Origin of the sequence: Nanhaiella sioensis (genome assembly GCF_046557775.1) — a bacterium.
Classification (GTDB): Bacteria; Bacillota; Bacilli; order Bacillales; family SM2101; genus Nanhaiella; species Nanhaiella sioensis.
In genome coordinates this window covers 180770-203551 of record NZ_JBKAEG010000001.1, presented here as the reverse complement: position 1 = coordinate 203551, position 22782 = coordinate 180770, and the positions used below count along the sequence as shown (strand labels likewise).

The following is a 22782-nucleotide window of genomic DNA, read 5'->3' as shown; positions in this document are numbered from 1 at the left end:
GCCTCTGCATGGATATCTAGGATAAAATGATTCATTTGTTTCCCAAGATTCAACAGTTTGCCATGCAGCCTTTTGATCGTAGCCCTTTCCCATAAGGTAGGCAATGGCTGCGATTTCGCGTATTGCGTGAATGTATGAAGTATGCTGTGCCTCTTTTAAACCATATTAAACGATCGGCTCAACGGTACCTAATACCATGTGCTTTAAATTGTTATTGTAACCATTATGTGGGTTATGGTGATCTCTATAATAAAGTCTGTGAAGGTCAAAATTATACATTTAAACACTCCTCTAATTTAATTCTTTCAAGAACACTATATGAGGTATATGTCTTTGCCCAACGGCAAATGCCTAATAAAACATTAATATTTAAAATTGGGCATTTTAAAGAGTGATACACATATTCTTGTCAACATTGTACGCATAAAGAAAAAGGAGAGTTTGAGGTATTGAATCATAAATGGGTACGAATAAGAAAGTAAAATATATCTACGGGACTACCAAAAATAAAAATGAAGATGAGAATATAATTTATCATTAATGGTAAATTTATAGAAAAACTGAGAAATAGTGAATGATATTGAATTAGATCGAAAAAATAAAAGTAAACATGAATAGGGTATTACATTTAGAGCATAGAAAAAGTGTGTCAGTGCATTTTAAAAAGTCTCTTTCTGAAACTTTGTTGCTTTTTTCACTTGCATTTGACTAACTGGTATGTACTGTGATTATAGTTTTATTGAAAAAAAGATGCCCCGAAAGTTAGATACATACGAGTTTTGCTATTATTACGAAAAGCACCAATTAATTTGAGAACAACCTATTACGAACAGCAACTATTAAGACAAAATCAGCCTTTAAAAAAGATCAAATACATGTTACCTGTACAAGCATCTTCTCTGTTATTACATATAATATAGTAATTATGTAGGAGAGGGGGGAAAATATGTTAACAATGAGCTTCAATATACTAGCTGATAGGAGAACTTGGAGAAATCGCAGGGATGGTATAATTAATAAAATATTAGACATTAATCCTGATATAGTAGGGCTTCAAGAAGCTATGTCAACACAAAGAAGAGATTTAGAAGCAGGGTTATCTGGCATGTATGATTTAATACGATTTAATATTCCAGTTAATTACGGCAATCCTATATTAATAAGGAGTAATCGATTTACTATTTTAGACTCTGGTTTTGTTGAAGCTGCGCAATGTGGCAACACGCGATATATAACTTGGTTATTGCTAAGAGAAGTTGATTCGGGTGAAGAGTTTTATTTTTATAATAATCATTATTGTGTAAGCCCTACTTCGAGTAAAGAGGATCATGCAATTGAATTAGTGTCCCTAATTAATCAACATCAAGTAGGAAATAACAACCGTCATGCTATTGTTGTAGGAGATTTTAATGCAACAAGAAATAATGCTATTATGGAATATTTATTAGATCAAATACCGATAGATGGTACACCAAATCCAATGAATATAGTAGACACATGGGATATAGCAAATCAAGGTGATCCAAAACCATCAACAACTGAACGTGGAGCAGCGATTGATTGGGTTCTTACTCTTTCTGGGACATCAGTTACAGCAGCTACAGTAGATAACTCTGAGGGATTTTCGGACCATTTTCCTGTTACTGCAACGTTCACGTTGTGAACGATTAACGAAAGATAGCCACAATAAGGCTATCTGTTACATAGCATATGATTTACTTTGTATAGTTTTCATTTTATTAATCGTTTCTTTACTTTGGTTATAGTTTAGAACGGAGTTGAAATATGTTTTTTGGATCTTCTTATGAAAAATCTGTTGAAATTTATTATTTATAAGTAAGAGAGGATACACACATTAATCATATTAATAAAACTACGAAATAGTTGCATATTTAATTGATTTGTCCTAAAATCTAACTAACGTTAGTTAGATTATATTTTTTTTTTATAGACTTACGTTTTGGAATTGATATAAGTATTGTTAGGTGGGAAACACTAATTATCCTAGAGATGCTTAAAGATGTTAATAAGGAGGATATAAATCATGGCATGGTTATATCTTATTCTCGGTGGTATATCAGAGGTAGGTTGGGCGTTTGGTTTGAAATTTTCGGAAGGCTTTACAAATATCCCTTTCGTTATACCGACGGTTTTACTTATGATTTTTAGCTTTTGGGCTTTCTCAAAATCACTTAAATATTTACCTGTTTCAACAGCATACGCAGTGTTTACTGGAATTGGTGCCTTTGGTACATCCATCGTTGGGATCCTGTTTTTAAATGACGCAGTTAGTGTACTAAAAATCATTTTATTAATAACCTTAATTAGCTGTATTATTGGGTTGAAATTAATACCAGAACAAGCAAAAGGAGAAAGTGCATAATATGAGTTGGATTCTACTAGTACTCGCTGGATTCATGGAAATAGGAGGAGTAACTTTTCTTAAATTATCTGAAGGGTTTACAAGGCTAAAACCTTCATTGTTCTTTGTACTTTTCATGAGTTTAAGTTTTATATTCCTTTCAATGTCATTAAAAGAAATTCCTATTAGTATTGGCTATGGTATATGGACAGGAATAGGTGCAGCTGGAAGTGTATTAATTGGTATGTTTGCGTTTAATGATCCTAAAGATTACAGAAAACTGGCACTGGTTAGTGGTATCATCATAAGTATTATAGGGCTAAAACTAGTATCTTAATCGCGGGGTGGTCAATTGAGTAAGGGAGAAGAGACAAAATTAAAAATATTAAATCAAGCTTTAATTTTGTTTTCCGCAAAGGGCTATGAAGAGACATCTTTAAAAGATATAGCGACTAGTATTCACATTAAAGCACCCTCCATTTATGCATATTTTTCTGGTAAAGAAGAATTATTTATAAGTGTAATTGAATATGTTATGTCAGAGTATATCAATTTTATTAAAGAGCAAGAGGTAGCTACAGCAAAATTTCCTACGAAAGAACGGCTGTATTTTTTGTTACATGAACTAAATGAATATTTTAATAATAATAGCTTAGGTCTTTTTATTAAAAGGTATGGTATTGTTCCGCCAGATAAGTTTAAAGACCTACTAAACCGAAAATATAATGAATGCGAAAAGGAAATAAGGAAATTACTATATACTATACTAAAAAATCATTCAGACAACAGTCAATTTATTGATGATGAGAAGATTGTTAACTCTTTTCTTTGTATGTTGGATGGGATGCTCTTTTACTTAGCAAATTTTTCTTATGAAGAGTATGAAAAAAGACTCAATAATACGTGGGAAGTTTTTTGGAGAGGTATAGTTAAATATTGATTTTTTTAGATCCTTTCATATGGTTTGTAGTTTCTCACACTTAGTATTTCCATCGTACATAACGAGAGGGCGTTGAATATGTACGGAAGGCTACCATATGAAATTATTTCTTGCGGTTCTATCTTAGTAACATTAGCAACAAAATTTACGAAAAGAGCCTTTATTTTCTTTTTATTGCAGGATAGTATTTACCTTTTGATAGGAAATCTGATAAGATATAGTTCGTTACATAGAAAGGTGGTAAAAAAAATGAATAAAACAGAATTTATTAACGCAGTAGCTGAAAAAGCAGAACTTAGCAAAAAGGACGCAAGCAAAGTATTAGAAGCAGTAACCAACTCGATTAGTGAAACACTAAAAGATGGTGACAAAGTTTCTCTTCTCGGCTTTGGAACATTTGAAGTACGTGAAAGAGCAGCGCGTAAGGGGCGTAACCCACAAACTGGTGAAGAAATTGAAATTGCCGCAAGTAAAGTACCGGCATTTAAACCAGGAAAAGAATTAAAAGACGCTGTCAAAAACTAAAGAAATAATCCAGCATAAAAAAAGTCTATCTAACACGATAGGCTTTTTTCACTTTTTGCAAACTCAATTGTTTTCGAAAATATGAAGAATTTCTTGTAAAGATTCTTCATCTCCCGTTTGTAAGATTTCAACTATTCCTGTAGTGCTGTTATAAATGACTTCGTTTCCGTTAAGCTGTATTTGTACGGACCCATCATTATGTCTTTCTATGTTGCCATCTTTAAATTTTGTACTTAGTGAATGATAAATATCCATTAAAGACATATCAATGATGCGTTGATCATCAATCTTAACGTTTTTTGCAACTTCAAACACTTTTTCTCGTGAATCCTCAAATAGCTTTTCACCTTTATCATTTAATAAACCAGCATAATAAAGTATCCCTACAACAGCAATGGTTATCATTAAAATCTTCATACTTCGAGCTCCTTTGTTTGTCTACTTTGTCATTCACTAATCATCTGTAAAAGGTAATTAACGGTTAATATTAGGTTGTCCATAATGTTAAGGTGCTTAAACTTAAAAAAGTTTGGTTTAGTTTGCATAATTTTTGAAAATGGGGATATATATTGATTGAAAAACAACTAAGAGGCTCACTAATGGTACATTTGCTTGGTCACAAAGTAAAAATCATGATAAAAGGGGGCTGACAACATGAAAATTTGTCCAAAAGTATGGAATAGTTTAACTGTTAATGAAAAAATACACTTATTAATGGATCATATTATTTCTAGTCATCTGTGAAATTTTAGAAACATTGCGTAAATTGTATTAGGAGAGGCTTACAATCTTACTATTGCCAGTATAGAGTATGGCTCTGCATACTATTACAGGGAGTCAAAGCTATTTTCGACTTCCTAGATTATTTATTAGTATGAAATTATGAATTAGGCTACTTGCTTAACATTTTATACGTTTATTTCGGATCATTTTATTAACCTAAAACATGAAAACTATGGATTTTCATTGACGTGTTTCAGAAGGAATAGTCATTGAATATAATAAATTATATATAATGGAATTTATAATATGAAGTAACGTAATTAGGTGATAAGTTTGTAGAAAATAAGAAATAGAGAGTACTTCTTAAACATATTCGTAAAAAAATTGAGTCTGGAAAGATTAAGAATAATGTGGCAGAAATTATTGAACGAAGTGAGAAAAAGGTGTAGGGTAGCTACACCTTCATGCTGTATCACACAGATATAGTTTATAATTGTAAGCACTGCTAATACTATGGAATGATAGTAAGTTCCTGTCGTATATCCCCAATAAATTTATCTACATAATAAAACCCTATCGGTACACATTGAGCCTCTTCTTCAGTCTGTTGCTCATCTTGGCAGACTTCAAAATAATATTCATCTGAACTTTCATCTTGTGTAGCCTCATGCCTTACAAATACGTTAGGGTTGTTTAACAACCCTAGCTCATTCAAGAGGTGATAGCGTGCTTTTTCTTCAGACATTTTATATGTAAAGAAAATAACTGATGGCTTTGAACTTTCATCACTAATCATAAAGGTGAGAAAATATGCTTCATCTCTATAAATCATGGTACTTAAACCATTATGTTCATCGTAACCACCATCATGGGGTTCACCAAGAAACTTCTTAATATCTTGTATTGTTAAATTGCTTTCATCTGTATAATAATCAATTGCAGTAATTAATTCGTCTGAATCATCTTTATAATCCACTGTATAGTAATAACAATTACCAAAGAGTTTTCTTTTGAGACCAAACATATAACCTTCCTCTTCAGGTTTACCATTGTCACCAAGAATGTCTTTTGACGTTACATAACCATTTAACGAATAATTACATCCGTTTAATATCCCACTCTTCGCTAATTCTAAAAAATTATTGTTAATTAAAGATGGTTTAAACTTACTATCTAATACTCTAGCAAAAAATACAGCAAATTGATCTCTTGTAATTGGTTGATTCGGTTTGAATGTTTTGTTTGGAAATCCAGTAGTTATTCCATTTGCAAATAATTTGTTTATGTATGGGTAATATTCATTATCTAGTGAAACATCTGTAAAGTATTCTCCATAGTCACCTTTTAAGTCATAGCTTCGAACTAGAATTTTTGCCATTTCTCCTCTTGTAAGTGGCTCGTTTGGGTGAAAACTGTCTACTATATCAAAAATACCTTGGTCAATTACAGCAGCAATTTCTCTATAAGCGCTATGGTCCTCTTTTACGTCAGGCAATTTCGGATTTGTAATATTTTCTGTATTTATTTCCAAGGCACGTGTAACCATTACTGCAGCCTGTCCTCTGGTAACATTATCTTTTGGACCAAATTCCCCATTATTGTAGCCTTTAATTATACCTTCTAAAGTTAGATATGCAATTTCTTCGACTGCCCAATAATCGTGTGTTACATCAGTGAATGAACCTTTAGCCTTTAAGTCGTCATTTGCTGAATGACCGATAGTAGGATTGGTTTGCAGTACTAAACCGACAAACATAGAAATAACAATCATTTTCCAAAATGAGTTTTGATTTTCCAAACTATGCATCCCCTTTAGTTTAGGTAAATTTTCCAACTTAAACATTATTAGGTGTTTTATCCTAGAAGTCAATAATAAAATCTCAATTTATGTAACTAAGTTTTGATATATAAAAGAGCCAGTAAGGTATAGATAAACACTTGGCAAATGCTCAAATCTTTATAGCTAATTGGCCGACCACTGATATACTAAAATTTGTTCAAGTGCTTTCGTTCCTATATGACTGTTCTCATTTAAGTCCGTTTAATTGATTCTGATAAATTATATATGTTGCAAATGGTATAACGAATAAAAGTACAATCAGTAAGCTACTAATTATGCTTTTTTTATTGTTTTTGTTGAAGGACAGTATCGAAATGATTAGCATAGCTAATGCTAAAGCAAATATTAATGATTCAAATACTGCCATACGCCTCACCCCCTCTCATGGAGAATGAAGATGACCACCCTTAGATATTCGCTATTGTATTCCAATTATGCCATAGATGTCCTATGTATGGAGCTTGCTGAGAATATACGACTAACTTTCGTGACACCTTTTCTTTTTTAAACAGCAACAAAAAAGGACTCCATTTTAGTCCTTAGTGATCTCAATAATCTTTGTGTTTAGTAAAACTTTATAACCCAGTTCTCTTAACTCATAGCATAGTAGTGTTTAAGTTAGGGGTACCGACAGAAAATGCGAATTAACAATGCTAAGTTCATGCTACCTTAGATAGAACAACATAATTATTGTGGAGGATATTTTTGAGAAAGAGAATCATATATACATTCTTAGTGTTGTTTTTCATACTTCTAGTTATCTTAACAGCATTTCTTATTCCAGTTAGCATTGTGAGTGGTCTAGATATTTAACCTCTAACAGTAGGATTTCAATTACCTTTTATCGAAAAGTATACTTCTCTCACTTCAGTCGAAGTGCAATAATAAAAAGGTGACCTTAAATTAGTCACCCAAATAAATTCGTTCTTCCCAATATTTTACGGCAGTATCGTGCATGTCTTCAAATGAGTTAAAGGACGTGTTTTCTTGTGTGAATTTATCAAGCTTTTTAATAAATGCTTCAGTTAAATTATTGATGTTAACACTTGGTTTTTTAGCAAAAGGAGAGCTATTAAAAAATTCATCATGGCATGAAAATTTTGTATATTTATTAATGAATTTTGTACTATACAGTTCACTAGAATCGACTGTCTGTAGATCAAAATCACGCGTAGTTTTATTATAGCTGTACAAGTAATCCGAGAAAAACTGCGGGATACTGTAGTCTACTTGCTCCAAAGTACTCACCTCTCTTTCGTGTGAATATTTAAAGCTCCTGTCGTAATTGAAGACAAGGTGCAACGAGCATTATTAAATATGTGTTTATTCTTTTTTTGAAAAACAACTATGAATGGAATGAAAAATAGTCTATATAGTAATTATAAAATGAGATAGCTTGAGAAAAATGGTAATAAATTGAATAATATGTGAATTATTAATGTGTAGTAAATATTGCTTGTAATAGGAATTCATTTCGTAAACGGCTTGTTGTCCTAACTGAGCACGTATAAAGTATTAGTTTGTCGAAAAATAGCTTATCTTTTTTATTGACTGTATATTCAGTCAAAAATATAATGTTAATAACAACAGTGTCTATAGAATGAAAAGCTCCGTATTAAATATTTTGATTGAGGCTTATTTATAAGGAGGGTGACAGATGGATTTGAATTATGAAGTTCATGGTGTCGGAGATCCCATTGTGATGATTCATAGCCCTGGTGTAGACATGCGTGAATGGGCGTATATTGTTCCATATTTATCTCAGACTAATCAGGTCGTTATTTTCGACGTGCGGGGTGCAGGGAATTCACCCGCACCAATTTCACCATCTAATTTTGTAGATGATTTAAGGAAATTACTGGATCACCTAGGCATAAATACAGCTACTCTTGTTGGTCATTCAATGGGAGGACAAATTGCAACCGATTTTACGCTTACCTTTCCATCAAGAGTTAAACAACTCGTGTTAATTGCTCCTTCATTAACAGGATTTCAATATTCACGTGAATTTACTGAATGGATGGAGCAGGTAAACGCAGCTGCCCCAAATATTAAAAAGCTTGCTAATTTGTCCCTAAGTGGTCCTAATTACAGTGTAACGATGTCAAGTAAGCAAAAGGATTTTCTCTATGAAATGACTATCCACTATATGACCAAAGTATTTTCAGAATGGGAGAACTTTGAAATTATTTGGCCTGTTCCACATGCTATTGATAGATTACATGAGATAAAGGTACCTTTGCTCTTTATTCAAGGAGATAAAGAATGGAGTGACATATCTCGAATCGCTGATCACTTCAAACAAGTGAAGTTAGTTCATTTTTTTATGATTAAAGGTGCTGATCATATGTTAACCTTAACTCATCCAAAAGATATAGCTTATGAAATTATGTTGTTTTTACAGAAAGGATTAAGTAAGGATGCCACGTACAAGAGAAACAAATGAAGAAATCCGTCGGATTACAAGTGGAAAAATTTTACAAGCAGCAATGGAGCTTTTTATATCAAAAGGCTTTCATTCTACTTCAATTGACGAAATAGCAAAGCAAGCAGATATTTCTAAAGGTCTTCTTTATCATTATTATAAGGGGAAAGAGAATCTAATTGATGCAATGGTTGTAATGCGAGTGGGAGAACTTATCAAGGTTATGGAGACTGCAGTGTTACAAGAGACGCCTGTGGAACAATTGTTATTTATCATTGAAGGTTCTTTGGAAAATGTTCGTGAACAGCCGATGATTTTTCGATTTTATATAAATTTACTTACTCAAGCTAAAGGAGATAAAGTACTTTCAAAATATACTATGAAATTACAAAAGGAGTATGAGAAGCAATTTGAGGTACAAACTGAGATCTTTGAAAAGCTTGGCGTATCAAATGCCAAGATGAAATCTTTACATTTTTCATCTACCCTTCAAGGAATCATGCTCATGTATTCGACATACCCTAACCTTTATCCTTTAGAAAAAATTAAGAATGAGGTAATAAAAGAGTTTTGTAATTAGATGAGGCTGCTATTGCATAACTTGATATTGTGGCATCGTTGCTAACATTAAAAAACGAAAATCTCAAAATATCTATTTTAGTGAAAATCTTAATTTGTGCCATAGATAATGAACTGACTAGCAACTTTATTCATTGGTATCTAACCGTCCCTTGTCATCATTAAAAAAGTGCCTCAAAGTTTGAAAAAGGGTTAAACACAGTAATACCATGAATTAGAAGCTTTGTACACAAATAGATTTATTTATATAAAACCTTATGCATGACATAGAGTATATTAAATTTATATCGATTTAACTAAATGTATAAAAAGATTAGTTGTAGCTATTTACCTTTATATATTGTATTTGGTAAAATATAGATTGGTACATAGAAAGGTGGTAGTGAAATGAATAAGACAGAATTCATTAATTCAATAGCTGAAAAAGCAGAGCTTAGTAAAAAAGACGCCGGTAAAGCACTAGAGTCTGTATTCAGTGCAATTAGTGACTCATTAAAGGATGGTAATAAAGTTTCTCTACTTGGTTTTGGAACGTTTGAAGTACGTGAAAGAGCAGCGCGTAAAGGACGTAATCCACAAACTGGTGAAGAAATTGAAATCGCTGCAAGTAAAGCACCGGCATTTAAACCAGGAAAAGAATTAAAGGAAGCTGTAAAGTAAATAGATGCCAAAAGAAAAAGCTTATCATGATGATAGGCTTTTTCTTTGTTTGTAATTTCATAAAGCTCACCTTTGCTCTATGACAACCTTTCACAATCTAATATTTATTCTAATTTGATGGTTAATCCACTGTAAATTCTGCTGTCAAATGGTACTTATCATAATCTCCTGCTTTTCTAGCATCCAGTATATCTTTCACTATACGGTATTTACCAGTATTCAAATTTCCGTACAGCCAACTCCAATCAACAGTCCATTCCTTAACATCGGAAGAAGGCAAGCCATAGCCAATATCATTGAATCCATAGTTACCATCAAAGCCAACAGGGACTTGATACCAGCTTCCGTTTATATTCTTTTCCAACAAAAAATATTCACCATAGGTGTATTCCTCGTCGGAGGTATTCTCAAATGCCACAATCAAGCCAGTAGAGGAGACTGTTTCTTCTAGTGCAATCATAGTTACACCATCGAAGTTGTTGACAGTTTCATATAATGTAGGTTCCCAATCAGAATTAGTACTTCCGCATCCTGACAATAATGTCAAACTTATTACCATATAGAATAATAACCATATATATCTTTTCAATTAATCACCACATTGCGTCATATTATTTAACAATTATTTCTGCCTACCAACAATCAAATGATACAATAGTTCAGATGTTGGGAGCTACTTGAAAATTTATACAGTATTAATTGCTAAATTAAGGTATAATAATTTTCGATTATACATATATAGGAGGTTTACAAATGATCCTAGAAATAACTACTCAGGTTCGAGTTTCTAGCATTAAAGAAGGGCAAAAGTGGTATGAAACATTGCTAAATAAGAAGCCTGATTTTACTCCACACGAGGGATTTGCAGAATGGGAACTAATTCCTGGTTGTTGGTTGCAGGTCGCAGAAGGAACTCTTACTGAGGGTAACGGACCATTACGTTTAGGAGTTACTAATATTGTAGCTGAAAGAGATAGACTTGTAGAAGAGCTTAAAATTGATAGCTTTGAAATACAGTCAAGACCAGAAGTTCCAGTTAAATGGGGAACATTCACTGACCCGTGGGGAAACCGAATTGGATTTTTTGAATATTTAGATAAGAATGAAGAGCAAGAACGTATTAAAACAATCTTGGGAACAATAGAAATATAAAACTTGTAAGAAAGGGAACTTCCAGGAGTTAGAAGTTCCTTAATCACATATAGCAACAACATTTACTAAATAGCGTAAGTGAAAGAATAGGATAGTTTAATAATGAAGGTGCTGTTTTTTATCAAATTAGTACCACAAAAATGGGCTTTATGTTGAATTCATTGTTGTATAGAAAAATACGGTTCTCGTTTAGTAGGTCGTTGGATGAAGGATAATAATGATGGCAAGGTAGAGGTTTTCGCTATTTGGGAATATGATAGTTATGAAGATTATTTACAGATTGAATCCAAGGTAACGAGTGATGTTGCTCATGTTAAGCGTATTACAGATTGGTTTGCAAAATATGGTGGACGAGAACGTGTTAAAGAATACATATTAGAAATGAAAAACGAACCTTTAGAGTCAACTGTAACCAACTAAGTATAGAAATTAAGCTAAAGTAATTTTAAATTGTATTTTAAAGGGTGACTTTTATGGCTACATACGATGAAATAAAATTAGAACTATTTGAATTAAATACTGATGATATCAATAGTTTAATCGAATTATCTACTTCAGTTGACTGGGATTATGATAAGTATGAAATTGGTACAGTTTTGTCAACTGGTACAATATTTGGCCACAAAAATGCTTTAGGGAAAGTAGTCTCTTGCGCAGCTATAATCCCGTATGATAAAAATTTAGCTTCTATCGGTATGGTTATTGTTTCTAAAGAATTTAGAGGGTTAGGTCTAGGGAAAGAGGTAACTCAAAAATGTATAGATGCTTGTTCCAAAGACAAAACAATTATGCTAATTGCAACACAAGATGGGAAAGCCTTATATGAAAAAATGGGTTTTAGAACTGTAAATTATGTTCATAAGTATCTTTGTGAAAACTATACTAATAATCTTAAGTTATTAGCTAAATAATGTTACCCTTGGAGCTTTCAATGAAATTGATATTAATAGAATTGTTGACTTAGATAAAGCTGCATTTGGAGATAAAAGAAGTAATTTTCTTAAAAATAGAATAAATCAATCGGAGCAATGTATAGTAGCTAAAGATAACAACGGCAAAATTTTGGGTTATGGTTTATCTATAAGAGGTTCCGTAAATTTAATATTAGGACCTATAGTAGCTCCGGATCATGAAACAGCTACTTTAATACTAGACAAGCTAGCATTTGGACATCAAGGGAAATTAAGAATTGATGTGCCAAAGAGTAATGATCAATTTATGTTGTTCCTAGAGCAAAGTGGTTTTAACAAAGTTAGTGAACCACCAATAATGGTCATTAACTCTGAAAATTTGCCACCTAGGAACAATACATTATTCGGCATTGCGGCTCAAATTTTTGGTTAAGGTAACTCTTGTAGAGCTGTTCTCAATGAAATATGTCATTAGTTTTGCCAGGTTTTTGTAATATTACTATGTGCACTGACTTAAAAAGAATGACATAACGTAAACTTAAGCTCACATCTAAATAGCATGCATTTTGGATTATGAGCTCAAAAATCCAAATATCGTTGTAAGGCTATCGGCTTGCTTCTATAGAGGTGGAAGTGTCAACAACTCTTCGCAAATGTTATATTACTAAAAAAAATTTTACTTAGTATGGAAGGATATTATTATAGTTCTTAATAACTTCACCGAATCCATTGTTTATTAATAATTTTACTATTTCTTGTGATAACCCTATCTCTTTATTAATCAAATAAGAAGCTTTTGAAGTCACAAGAACTTCTATAGTATTTATCTTTTTAGAGTCAATTTCCTTCCAAAGTTCGTAAGTGTGTAAAAGGTCCTTAAGTGTAAGTAAAGTATAATCTTCACCTTGAAAAGTCATATCGGGTCCAATTTGATACCATGTATCACCTTCGTCAGTTAACCATTTCTCTCCAATAATGTCTATTGCATTTTGAATATAGTATGCAGATTTTAAATATTCTTCATTTTTTGTTTCAATATAACTTTTTAATAACAGGTTTAATCCCCCTAACACATGATTAAGTGAACTGTGTGTGGGTAGTGTATCTTGATAAAATGAAAAATAATCGCTAATTAAAAATGCATCTGGTGCAATTTCAAGAACTTTTCTAGATTCAATTTGGTCCACTAAGAGGTCAGCATAATTTAGTAAGTCAATTTTTAATTCTGGAATTTCTAGTAAATCTCCTGTTTCTTCTAGGAAAAGAGCTATCCCTTCATTATGACGTGTATCAATATAAGGAGCTTCTATACCGTATTCCCTTTTAAGCCAAGTGCTTGTAATTTCAGTCTCCCAAAACTCCTTATTTCCTTTAAAAACTGTTAAGTTTGCTATTGAATTTAGAACCAAATCGTAAAAGTACCTTTCTTTTGTTTCTTTGTATTCCTCTAATGCAGAAAAATCCTTTACGAGCAACAAATTCCTTCCGTAATTCAGCTTAGACTCTGGTAGAGGCTCAACAGTAGTTACAAGTTTTTTATAGGGTCCTTTAGCAGTATACCAACTATTAGTTTTCCATTTATGGTAATTTGATTTTTTTATCCATTCGTCAAAAGAACTATCAGAAGTAAATAAATCTTTTTCAGAAAAAAGAGACCAATGATCTACAATGTCTTCTCCTAAAGACTCCATATCTAATTTAATGTGTAGCTGGTCTTTTTTTACAATCACATCAACATCCCGATTCTCAGATATAAGTTCTCTGACGATACTTTCTCTTTCATCTTCGTAGGTTTGAGATAATTCTTTTGAATGATATATTTTACTAATCATAACATTTGAGTAATATTCACTCCCATTGTATGTGGTTAGTAAACCTAGTGGGTTAGTGGTTAGATCAAAACCTATATCTTCATTGTATCTACGTCCTGCCAAAAATTGGTCAAATGGCTGCAATGTGTAGTGTGATACTTCTGGTATGGGAAATGTGACAGTCACATCTATTGGATTTGTACTATTATTTTCGAGGGAGGTAAAGATAAAAAAATCGCCATTATCCAAAGTTCTTTTTGTAATTATAAGAAAAGAATTTGGACTAGTAAGTATCTTATAAGTATAAATTGTATCTTTACTGTTCAAATAAACCTGTTCTTTTGTATCAGATTGTTCAAATCCATATTTTTCCTCGTTAATCATAATGTTTCGAATATGTTCTTGTTCAGAAAATTCAATATAAGAGGTCGTTGTAAGCTGTTTTCCTTTTCCATATTCTAAATAAAACCCTAGAAAAAAAATAAAAATAACTACAAACACGAATCTTTTCAAGAGTATTTCCTCCAATGTAATTGAATTACAAGATAACAATATTGTAGGTATTTGAATAGTTGTTTGTTAATATTTGTATATTTTATATATTATATCCGGGTATTTGTGAAATTTTTTGATACAAAAATAAAGAAATATGTTAAAAGCCGCCTATGAAGATAAAAGTGGTATTGCAACTGCGCATGATATGGAGCTTATATTGTCATGGATCACCTAACAAGAGCCCACATGTTCAGCAATTTATTGATAAAGAATATCAACTTCAAGAGAGAGACTTGGAGATACGTCGAATCCAATCATTTAGCTCTCAATACCCCTTTGTAAGAACTTCAATGAACAGCTCATTTTGTCAAAGAAAGATTTACACAATCATATTTAAAAGGACTTTAGTTGAGAAACGACGTCTTTTCTGTAGATAGTGACGATAAAAACCTACTTTCTTTTACAACATAAGAATTTGAAATGGCTTAATTGTATAAAGGATATGGAGAAAGTAATTGTCATTTCACATGGATTAATGGATAGCGTTTTAGGGGTGGATTCAAACAAATGGATAAAGAGGAGGCATTATGCTTGGGAATTTAGCAAAATACTCTTTTTATATTGGATAATCAGAATATTTAACAAATCAGTTACAAGTATGAGGGATTTTAGTACATAAACAAAAACCAAAATGAAGAATATTGGAATTAGCCAAGACCTTCTTGTTTCCTGGCTGTAGCATTCTGTTAGTACAAGCTCAAACAAAATGTTAAAGAATAAAAAAAAATCGTCTATAAAAGACGATTCTTTTTATTAAAACTTTTGAACGTTAGCAGCTTGAGGTCCACGGTTACCTTCTTCGATATCGAATGAAACTTCTTGACCTTCTTCTAATGTTTTGAATCCGTCACCTTGAATAGCTGAGAAGTGTACAAATACATCATCTCCACCTTCAACTTCGATAAATCCAAAACCTTTTTCTGCATTAAACCATTTTACTTTACCTTGTGCCATTTTTCGCTTCCTCCTGGGTGGATAATTCCACATTATATTACTATTCTTACTCCAAATATATATTAAAGATGAAAATCTTTCAGATATTTCCTTTTAACAATCATATTGGAACAACAATAACAGAAATAATTGTACCACATAAAGTTTCAAGAAGAAAGGGCTTTATTATTTACTTGCTGTAGAAATCAATTTTCGAACTAATTTTGTCTACACTTTTTAGTTCAAGATATATTATTGCTTACTTTATAATAATAATGTAATAGGTAATTTGCTTAATGCAAAATTTTTCACGATTAAGAAGTAAATGATCTATGTATGGTAAAATAATGAAAAGAACATTTTTTCTAGATATCTTAAAAATTGATAAGAACAGGTGATGCATATGAAGATTGTGAAAGAGAAAGGTAAGTCAAATTATGTATCAACAGGTATTACATTTGGGTCAGCATTAGCAATTGCAATATCTTGGAGTCTTCATAAATCAATTATTTGGGCTTGTATACACGGTCTATTAAGCTGGATTTATGTGTTGTATTATGCCTTAACTAGATAAAAAAATATGTAATAAAACATCATGTTGTAGAGACATGTATCAAATTTTTTGTGATGCTTAAAGAGACTATTAATATAAAATAACGATCAAAATGAAGTAGTTATGTATAAGCTCCTATTTACTTTTATGTAAAAAAATGAGATTATTAGTTAAATCATAAACGAAATCTCACATTTTTAGCGATGAAAATGATTGAATATTGTAACAAAAGATAGTTTATTGACAAATGTTTTCGAAAAGAGGTAATTTCTATTGATAACATTGGAAAATCTCTATGATAAAATGATCTTTGATGAACGTAGTAATGTTGAGCTAGGTGCAGCCATAAAAGTAAGTGATAAAACGATAGCAAATATGAAAAACTATTTGAAAAATCGGTCTCAAAATGAACCGAAGCTTGAAAATATTTTAGCGTTAGCTAGGCTATATGCTAATAATCCTACTAATATCGATGCCATTGTCCAAGATTTTGGAAAAAATGATATAGGTGCAACTAATCTACTAAAATTAATGGATTATGCGTATGATAATAGCTTGTTTGACTTTTTGGCTGACTTAATTAAACGGTGTGAAGGGAAAAGTCAAAATTTACAAAAAGCTGCTACATTATATGATTTGCTAAGGATAAAAAAGACCCAAAATAAAAAGTGGACGAGCATCATCTTAGAGGCTAAGTTAGTTAATTCAAGAGATCCTGTTATAAATTGTTTATTATATCTTATTGAAGCTTTAGTAGCTTTAGAAACTAATAATTTTGAGGAATTAGAAGAAAAAAGTGAAGATTTATTGACATATGCTCATAATTTAAAAAATGCGTACTTGAAACTTAATTTTAGTATGAGGGCTTTAGAGCTTTCTATGAGATCAAAGATGAAACTGCATAAACATGATGAAGTTCACCTTATTTCAGATAAGATATTAAAAAGTGATGCGGGTGACAGAGTTAAAGCTTCAGCGTATTTCTCTTTAGGAATGGCAAAGTTCTTTACTCATTTTGAAGAATGTGAAGCGGATTTAGAAAAAGCTTCATATTTATTTAAAAAAAATGGTATGATTAAAGATAGTCAAGCGGTAAGCTCTCATCTATTTATAGCGAAATGTTACCATAAAGTTGATTTGGAAAATGCGACTGGTGACATAACTGATTTCGACCGTGCGTATTACCTTTTTCAGAAAGGTTTAATTGCAGAATCAGAACAATTACTTAATAAAGCTACATACGATGATTACGAAGCTCCATTTATTAGTTTTCTGAGAGGTTTAATCTCAACTAATGTAACATCAAAGAGGGATTATTTTAGGCAATCTATTATCTTATTTGAGGCGGTTGGTGATATACATTATGCTCAATTGTCCATAATTGAATTACACAAATTAGAAAAGGAAGGAGCAGTAAATTGAAGCGATTATTAATTACACTTTTTGCTTTAGCAATTATCCTAGTAAGTAGTAATTTGACATCAGGGGCTGATGAAATAGCAGGTCATAATTTGGAGAAAAAATCACCAGTAACGAGTAAGTCATTATCTCCAATAGAGCCAGATGGAACTTAAAACTAAATTATGATTAAGATGGACAGTGTTCTATATGAGCACTGTCCATCCTTCGTTTTAGGGGCTCGGAATAACCAAAACATGAAAAAGAAAATACGAAAATGCAATTAATTTACATATTAGTTTAATAATTGGAGTGAAGTCTCATGTCTGAACGTCAAAAACAAATTGAAAGAGAAATAGAAGATATTATTGAACAAACTCTTAACATCTTTCATGAGAATGCTTTCTTAAACACGTGCTGGGAAGCAGATATAGCGTTAGAAAAAGACGTACACATCACAGATTCTTTGATTCTCAAAGATCCCTTTGATAAATAAATATATATAAACTCCTTAGAAATTACAAACACAATAGTAAAATGTAAAAATGTTCTTGTAACTAACCTTTCAAGAAAAAATCATGATTTTGATTTTATTATAAATGATTGTGTAAAACAAATTTCTACCTGCTACGTAGCCGTATTATTTTTGAACGTTACTGAAGTGTAGCGTTTTTTGTTTCGTTATGACATTGGATGGAAGATTGAGAATCTTAGAGACAGGGAAGTTGAAAAATTTAGTTGAGCTTTTCAAAACTAAGGGGCTTTTTTGAAATACTAGAAAGTCAGGAGAACACAATAATGATTAAGAGAATATACCAAACAGCATACCTATTAGGGATGCAATATTGATGTGCATGTTGTCAATGCTTAAAAGGAAAATTGGGGTCCGAGGTTTTGGCACCATTTCACATAAAGGCAATAACCTTCAAGTGAAATGGCTCTAGTATGTAGAGGAGAAGAATATGTAAGTAATGATATAAAGAGCTAGTTTGTTTCAGCGATAACTTTATAGTTTTTGTGGTTAATAACTGTTCGACGGTGTTCAAGCTCTAGTTCATTAAAATTATCCATATAAGTTAAGTCTACAATAACAGAGTTTTCATTCACTTTCTCAACGATACCTTGTAGCCCACCTCTGAACTCGATGATGTTCCCCACTTCTGCTTTTTTCATGTTATCTCTCCTTTAAAAACTTATACTTCCAATTTTGCCCTAAAATAGATAATCAGTAAAGCAATTTTTTGGATAATTGACATTTATTATCGTTAGTTCATACGTTTGATCTTATAATTGTATTAAATTACCATTATAAATGAGTCAATATGACTATTTTAGTAAGGTTATTTTTTACTAGGTTCGCTCTCATATAGACATTAAATAACTTTACATGTAAAATACTAAAATATCTGGTTTGAAGTATTACTACGATGTAATAGGCTAGCTTACATACTTTTTAGTTTTGTTACCAATGATTATATAGATCTCATCATTTATGTCCAACAATAAGATTTTGACAACAGGTTATGATTAGAGGGGGAATGTCCATATGGATCAACAATATATAACAGAAATATTAGATAAACTGCGTGATGGAGAATTAAATGAGTTTAGAGTTAGTAAGGACCAGTTCTATACTTATCGAAACGTAATAGTTAGTCGCAGTGACTTTAAGCATTTTCATGGAATTGCTCAAAGAGGTGGGGACGTCATATATCGTTATCTAACAGAAGAGCGTAGTTAAACTCCGGGTGTCTCTAATAATCGTGTTATGCCGCTCTTACCGCATTAATAATTTATCGTTATTACTCATGTAAACTACTAGGAATTGTTTGTTAATGCGATCATCATCAGAAGGTATATACAACATCTGCTCTTTGTAACTAAGCAACAAAGATATTCACTTGAAACATATATGAAAGGTTAATTGGAAGGTGGAGCGAAATTCTTTCTTAATTTTGCTAAAGCATGTCTTCGCCATGATTTAACTGCAGCAATTGAAACACCTTCTTCACTAGCAATGCGTTGTAGTTTTTTACCATGAAGAAAAGTACCTAATAGCCATTTTTGTTGATTCGTTGTTAATACTTCACAATACATGAGCAGACTTTCAAGCTCTGTTTCTTTATCCACGTACGAACCGGCAAGAAACTGAAGGTTTTCATCACTCATACAGATGAAATGACTCTCTACACGGTTTTCTTTTGTCAATTCGGATAATAATTTTCCTTGAATTGTTGCATAAGCATAAGTTGAAAAAATTCCTTTTTCACGATCGTATCTTTCATAAGCTTGCCATAAAGCAATTAAGGCACTTTGATAATAGTGATCAAAGTTTTTGTAAAGATGAAGTTTTCTCATTATTGCTAGTATCATCGGTCGGTATTGATGGATCATTTGTTCAAACTGTGTATTATCGCTCATCGAATTTTCCTATCGAAAGCGCGCTTTGACTATTATTCCGCGGTAACACTAACTTACTTGACAACAGCTTAAATGTACAAATGCCTGAATGAAGGGTATTATGCTATATGAGTTGTTAGAAAATAAAGTTTCATATTAGCAGATTATATATATGCGCTAAGTAAGGCTGGGTGAAATTTTAAATTCGCAAGATTTCATATGTGCAAAAGTGGGAACTTTCTGACACGTCCATGCCCCAAAGCAGCAATATTCTTATGTATAACAAATTTACAATAAAAAAACCTGTCACAAAAAATCTGTGTACAGGCTTTTTAAAATTTCTTAGTGTTAATCATTGTTATATAATGTTTCAAGGATTGATTCTAGGACACTAATGTCACTTATTAATAAAGCAGGAAGGAAGATAAAAACTACGATAATCGCTACGTTTGCTAACAGAAGTATTTTCAACGTTTTAAATAATCGCATACAATCACTTCCTTTTTACAAAGATAAACAAGCAACATACGATTTGAAGTCTACATTAATCGCTTTAGCGCCACACCTCCAGTTGTTTTGAAGTAATAACAAAGCTTTGTAATTTTATTATAAAGGGTATATGCGAAAATAACTATTGTTAATTTCTGAAAATATTGAATTTTTAAACATATATGTTATAGATTCTTTTGCTCAAGTTTAATCATCTCGTTCTCAAGCCATGATGTGTTCAAATTTTCACCTATAAAGACGAGATTCATCGGCATTTGTACTGGTTCTTTCATATAAATCGGCATCCCATACGAATACTGAAATAAGAACATCGATTCAGAATGAGTAAATTTCAAGTAGCCTTTAATCCGTAAAATAGTTTCGGGCATCTCCCGTAGCCAGTTTTCAAAAGCATCTATGTCCAATGGTTGCATGAACTGGTACACGTATGATTTTACTTTTAAATCATGTTGAACATGAGTGGTTTGTTTTGAAATACGATTGTTTTTTGGAACTGCCTGAATTTGTTGTAATGAGATATTTGCAAAAGTAGTTAACAAACAGGTCGCATGAGTATTGTAGGCTTGAATTGAAAATATTAGATTTGCCTGTTCAGCATCTGTTAAATGGTCAGTTTTATTTAAAAGTAATGTATCAGCGTGACGAATTTGTTCGTATAATAATTGCTGCATCTGTGGAGAAAGCTTATCACGGTCAAACCATCTTTTTGAATCAACAATTGTAATAATACCTTGTATTGCTAATTTATCTGCAAAAATAGGTGACATACACGCATCAACCACTTCTATTGGATGTGCAACTCCAGTTGTTTCTATATAAATAACATCTATGTTTTGGGTTAATAATAGTTCTTGAAGTTGTGCTTCTAATTGGCCTTGCATCGTACAGCAAACACAGCCATTTAGCAGTTCTTTCAAAGGTGTGTTATCTGGGACTACTTGTGAGTCAATTGATATTTTGCCTAATTCATTCATGATTACAGCAACTTTACGGTTGAGTTGTTTTTCTTGTTGTAGCAAATTTGTAAGTAGTGTCGTTTTGCCACTACCAAGAAATCCAGACAAAATGATAATATCTATTTTTTTCTTCACTGTTTTTTTCTCTCCTTAAGGTCACGTACATTCTATCGTAGCTTATTGAATTTCAGTTCGTCAATGATTTATGTAAAGGTTAACATAGGCTCATTTTGTAATATGGTTATTTATATGAAAATAACCATAACACAAGGCGATTAATGTCATACTCATATTTGGATAGAAGGAAAAGATGCTGAAAATATAGTGGATATGTGTATATCATAGTAGGAAAAGCAATAATCAATGCGTAAACAGCCTTTACAAATGATCTCAAAGTTAACTAGGAATTGTTTTTGTTAGGTACTAATGGGAAGTTTATAGTACAATTTCAATTAAACTCGCCCAACAGAATTGGGCTTTAACCATAATGAGCTTTATGGAGGGATGCTGGTGGAGAGGATTGCACTTGTTTCAGATATACATGGGAATATTCCGGCGCTAGAAGCGGTATTGCTAGATATTAAACAACGAGGCATTGAAAAAATTTATTGTTTAGGTGATTTGGTTGGGAAGGGGCCACATCCAGAGAAAAGCATCGATATCATACGTGACACCTGTGATATCGTTGTACAAGGTAATTGGGATGACTTTCTTCCAAATGAAACAAATAATACATATATTCAATGGTATCAGCATCGTTTAAGTTCAGAACAACTTTCGTATATAAAATCTTTACCATTTTCGCATGATTTTATGATGAGTGGTCGAAAAATCCGGCTGTTTCATGCTTCATCTACGAGCGTTCATCACCGAGTCTATCCTTGGGACTCGCTAGACAAGCGGAAGGAAATGTTTACGAATACTGAAAAAACTGGTGGATTAAATGGACGTAAGCCAGACGTTGTTTGTTATGGAGATATTCATTATGCCTTTATCCACCATATACAAGAGAAGGTGCTTATAAACGTTGGAAGTGTAGGTAATCCTTTAGATATGACACAGGCATCTTATGTCATCCTAGAAGGGGACAACGGTTCTGATGTAGAAAGCTCCTTTGCGATTCAGTTAGTTCGAGTACCATACGATATTGAGCTTGCCATTCGCCAAGCAAGAGAAGAAGGAATGCCAGAGCTTGAGCCTTATATTGATGAGCTGAGAACAGCAACATATAGAGGTTTGAAAAAATAAATGAAATAGCAATTATCTAAGTTACAGTAGAAAAACTGTGTTTCATCAAATGATGGACCACGGTTTTTTCGTTTGTTTTTAATTGTTTTATATGGGTCTTTTCTAAAATCTTTTAATTAAAAATGGACAATATGATGAGTTTTATGAGAGGTCAAAAAATTGTAATAGTAGAGAAGATGGCACGATCTCCATCTATATACGTGTAAATATCTTCAACGAAAAGGAACAATCATTGTGAAAACGGACTTAAATATCATTGGAGAGGTATCATTTCCCACTAACACTGACAGAAAAAGTGCTA

Annotated in this window: 28 protein-coding genes and 1 pseudogene; 18 read left to right on the top strand and 11 right to left on the bottom strand. The window is 32.1% G+C overall.

Going from position 1 to position 22782, the window contains the following annotated elements; all coding sequences use genetic code 11:
• Positions 1-946 precede the first annotated feature (946 nt).
• From V1503_RS00930 to V1503_RS00910, 5 genes are all read left to right on the top strand, one after another.
• Positions 947-1663, top strand: coding sequence for an endonuclease/exonuclease/phosphatase family protein (locus V1503_RS00930; protein ID WP_410624106.1), 717 nt, complete (start codon positions 947-949; stop codon positions 1661-1663).
• A gap of 381 nt (positions 1664-2044) precedes the next feature.
• Positions 2045-2383 (top strand): DMT family transporter, encoded by a 339-nt coding sequence (locus V1503_RS00925; RefSeq protein ID WP_410624104.1) that lies wholly within the window; start codon positions 2045-2047, stop codon positions 2381-2383.
• Between the two features lies 1 nt (position 2384).
• Entirely contained in the window at positions 2385-2699 is a 315-nt protein-coding gene (locus V1503_RS00920) for a DMT family transporter (RefSeq protein ID WP_214482214.1), read from the top strand.
• A gap of 15 nt (positions 2700-2714) precedes the next feature.
• Positions 2715-3302 carry a TetR/AcrR family transcriptional regulator gene (locus V1503_RS00915; RefSeq protein ID WP_410624102.1) on the top strand — a complete coding sequence of 196 codons (588 nt, stop codon included), beginning with the start codon at positions 2715-2717 and terminating at the stop codon, positions 3300-3302.
• 249 nt (positions 3303-3551) lie between these two features.
• Complete coding sequence (locus V1503_RS00910) at positions 3552-3827, top strand: HU family DNA-binding protein (RefSeq protein ID WP_320209665.1); 276 nt, start codon at positions 3552-3554, stop codon at positions 3825-3827.
• Positions 3828-3890: 63 nt separating this feature from the next.
• Here V1503_RS00910 and V1503_RS00905 read toward each other — a convergent pair whose 3' ends face one another.
• From V1503_RS00905 to V1503_RS00890, 4 genes are all read right to left on the bottom strand, one after another.
• Entirely contained in the window at positions 3891-4244 is a 354-nt protein-coding gene (locus V1503_RS00905) for a hypothetical protein (RefSeq protein WP_320257393.1), read from the bottom strand.
• An 817-nt stretch (positions 4245-5061) separates the two neighbouring features.
• Positions 5062-6348: an S-layer homology domain-containing protein gene (locus tag V1503_RS00900; protein WP_320257392.1), complete on the bottom strand. Its 1287-nt coding sequence runs from the start codon at positions 6346-6348 to the stop codon at positions 5062-5064.
• A 229-nt stretch (positions 6349-6577) separates the two neighbouring features.
• Positions 6578-6757 carry a hypothetical protein gene (locus V1503_RS00895; protein WP_410624099.1) on the bottom strand — a complete coding sequence of 60 codons (180 nt, stop codon included), beginning with the start codon at positions 6755-6757 and terminating at the stop codon, positions 6578-6580.
• Positions 6758-7293: 536 nt separating this feature from the next.
• Complete coding sequence (locus tag V1503_RS00890; RefSeq protein WP_410624097.1) at positions 7294-7629, bottom strand: hypothetical protein; 336 nt, start codon at positions 7627-7629, stop codon at positions 7294-7296.
• Positions 7630-8047: 418 nt separating this feature from the next.
• Here V1503_RS00890 and V1503_RS00885 point away from each other — a divergent pair, with 418 nt between their 5' ends.
• The 3 genes from V1503_RS00885 to V1503_RS00875 all read left to right on the top strand — a co-directional run bounded on the left by V1503_RS00885 (position 8048) and on the right by V1503_RS00875 (position 10054).
• Complete coding sequence (locus V1503_RS00885; protein ID WP_410624095.1) at positions 8048-8836, top strand: alpha/beta fold hydrolase; 789 nt, start codon at positions 8048-8050, stop codon at positions 8834-8836.
• Positions 8811-9395 (top strand): TetR/AcrR family transcriptional regulator, encoded by a 585-nt coding sequence (locus tag V1503_RS00880; RefSeq protein WP_410624093.1) that lies wholly within the window; start codon positions 8811-8813, stop codon positions 9393-9395. The genes V1503_RS00885 and V1503_RS00880 overlap by 26 nt, the downstream gene beginning before the upstream one ends.
• A gap of 386 nt (positions 9396-9781) precedes the next feature.
• A complete protein-coding gene (locus V1503_RS00875) occupies positions 9782-10054 on the top strand; it encodes an HU family DNA-binding protein (RefSeq protein WP_214482222.1) in 273 nt (90 codons plus the stop codon).
• A 121-nt stretch (positions 10055-10175) separates the two neighbouring features.
• On the opposite strand, the gene V1503_RS00870 is transcribed toward V1503_RS00875, so the two are convergent.
• Positions 10176-10643: an immunoglobulin-like domain-containing protein gene (locus V1503_RS00870; RefSeq protein ID WP_320257388.1), complete on the bottom strand. Its 468-nt coding sequence runs from the start codon at positions 10641-10643 to the stop codon at positions 10176-10178.
• A gap of 164 nt (positions 10644-10807) precedes the next feature.
• On the opposite strand from V1503_RS00870, the gene V1503_RS00865 reads away from it, so the two are divergent.
• From V1503_RS00865 to V1503_RS00850, 4 genes and pseudogenes are all read left to right on the top strand, one after another.
• A complete protein-coding gene (locus tag V1503_RS00865; RefSeq protein ID WP_410624091.1) occupies positions 10808-11206 on the top strand; it encodes a VOC family protein in 399 nt (132 codons plus the stop codon).
• 174 nt (positions 11207-11380) lie between these two features.
• Positions 11381-11626, top strand: a pseudogene (locus V1503_RS00860) (NIPSNAP family protein); the annotation flags it as partial.
• Positions 11627-11679: 53 nt separating this feature from the next.
• Entirely contained in the window at positions 11680-12117 is a 438-nt protein-coding gene (locus tag V1503_RS00855) for a GNAT family N-acetyltransferase (RefSeq protein ID WP_410624088.1), read from the top strand.
• Between the two features lie 25 nt (positions 12118-12142).
• A complete protein-coding gene (locus V1503_RS00850; protein ID WP_410629359.1) occupies positions 12143-12550 on the top strand; it encodes a GNAT family N-acetyltransferase in 408 nt (135 codons plus the stop codon).
• A 247-nt stretch (positions 12551-12797) separates the two neighbouring features.
• Here the strand turns inward: V1503_RS00850 and V1503_RS00845 are convergent, their stop codons facing one another.
• Positions 12798-14441 (bottom strand): hypothetical protein, encoded by a 1644-nt coding sequence (locus tag V1503_RS00845; RefSeq protein ID WP_410624087.1) that lies wholly within the window; start codon positions 14439-14441, stop codon positions 12798-12800.
• A gap of 795 nt (positions 14442-15236) precedes the next feature.
• Complete coding sequence (gene cspD, locus V1503_RS00840) at positions 15237-15437, bottom strand: cold-shock protein CspD (protein WP_214482229.1); 201 nt, start codon at positions 15435-15437, stop codon at positions 15237-15239.
• A 382-nt stretch (positions 15438-15819) separates the two neighbouring features.
• Between cspD and V1503_RS00835 the strand changes: the two genes are divergently transcribed.
• The 4 genes from V1503_RS00835 (at position 15820) to V1503_RS00820 (ending at position 17863) form a co-directional block, all read left to right on the top strand.
• Positions 15820-15990 (top strand): hypothetical protein, encoded by a 171-nt coding sequence (locus V1503_RS00835; protein WP_214482230.1) that lies wholly within the window; start codon positions 15820-15822, stop codon positions 15988-15990.
• A gap of 252 nt (positions 15991-16242) precedes the next feature.
• The gene (locus V1503_RS00830) at positions 16243-17391 is read left to right on the top strand and encodes an AimR family lysis-lysogeny pheromone receptor (protein ID WP_410624085.1); all 1149 of its coding nucleotides are present in this window, start codon (positions 16243-16245) and stop codon (positions 17389-17391) included.
• The gene (locus V1503_RS00825) at positions 17388-17543 is read left to right on the top strand and encodes a hypothetical protein (RefSeq protein WP_410624083.1); all 156 of its coding nucleotides are present in this window, start codon (positions 17388-17390) and stop codon (positions 17541-17543) included. The genes V1503_RS00830 and V1503_RS00825 overlap by 4 nt, the downstream gene beginning before the upstream one ends.
• 146 nt (positions 17544-17689) lie before the next feature.
• Positions 17690-17863, top strand: coding sequence for a hypothetical protein (locus tag V1503_RS00820; RefSeq protein ID WP_410624081.1), 174 nt, complete (start codon positions 17690-17692; stop codon positions 17861-17863).
• Between the two features lie 488 nt (positions 17864-18351).
• Here V1503_RS00820 and V1503_RS00815 read toward each other — a convergent pair whose 3' ends face one another.
• Positions 18352-18540, bottom strand: a complete 189-nt coding sequence (locus V1503_RS00815; protein WP_214482234.1) for a YkvS family protein — start codon at positions 18538-18540, stop codon at positions 18352-18354.
• Between the two features lie 373 nt (positions 18541-18913).
• Here V1503_RS00815 and ykzS point away from each other — a divergent pair, with 373 nt between their 5' ends.
• On the top strand, positions 18914-19108 hold the full coding sequence (gene ykzS / locus V1503_RS00810; protein ID WP_320257381.1) for a protein YkzS: 195 nt from the start codon (positions 18914-18916) through the stop codon (positions 19106-19108).
• Between the two features lie 179 nt (positions 19109-19287).
• On the opposite strand, the gene V1503_RS00805 is transcribed toward ykzS, so the two are convergent.
• From V1503_RS00805 to V1503_RS00795, 3 genes are all read right to left on the bottom strand, one after another.
• Positions 19288-19788, bottom strand: a complete 501-nt coding sequence (locus V1503_RS00805; RefSeq protein ID WP_410624079.1) for a sigma-70 family RNA polymerase sigma factor — start codon at positions 19786-19788, stop codon at positions 19288-19290.
• A 327-nt stretch (positions 19789-20115) separates the two neighbouring features.
• Positions 20116-20256, bottom strand: coding sequence for a hypothetical protein (locus tag V1503_RS00800; RefSeq protein ID WP_320257380.1), 141 nt, complete (start codon positions 20254-20256; stop codon positions 20116-20118).
• Between the two features lie 185 nt (positions 20257-20441).
• Positions 20442-21368 (bottom strand): CobW family GTP-binding protein, encoded by a 927-nt coding sequence (locus V1503_RS00795; protein ID WP_410624077.1) that lies wholly within the window; start codon positions 21366-21368, stop codon positions 20442-20444.
• A 375-nt stretch (positions 21369-21743) separates the two neighbouring features.
• On the opposite strand from V1503_RS00795, the gene V1503_RS00790 reads away from it, so the two are divergent.
• A complete protein-coding gene (locus V1503_RS00790) occupies positions 21744-22481 on the top strand; it encodes a metallophosphoesterase family protein (RefSeq protein ID WP_410624075.1) in 738 nt (245 codons plus the stop codon).
• The last annotated feature ends 301 nt before the right edge of the window (positions 22482-22782 follow it).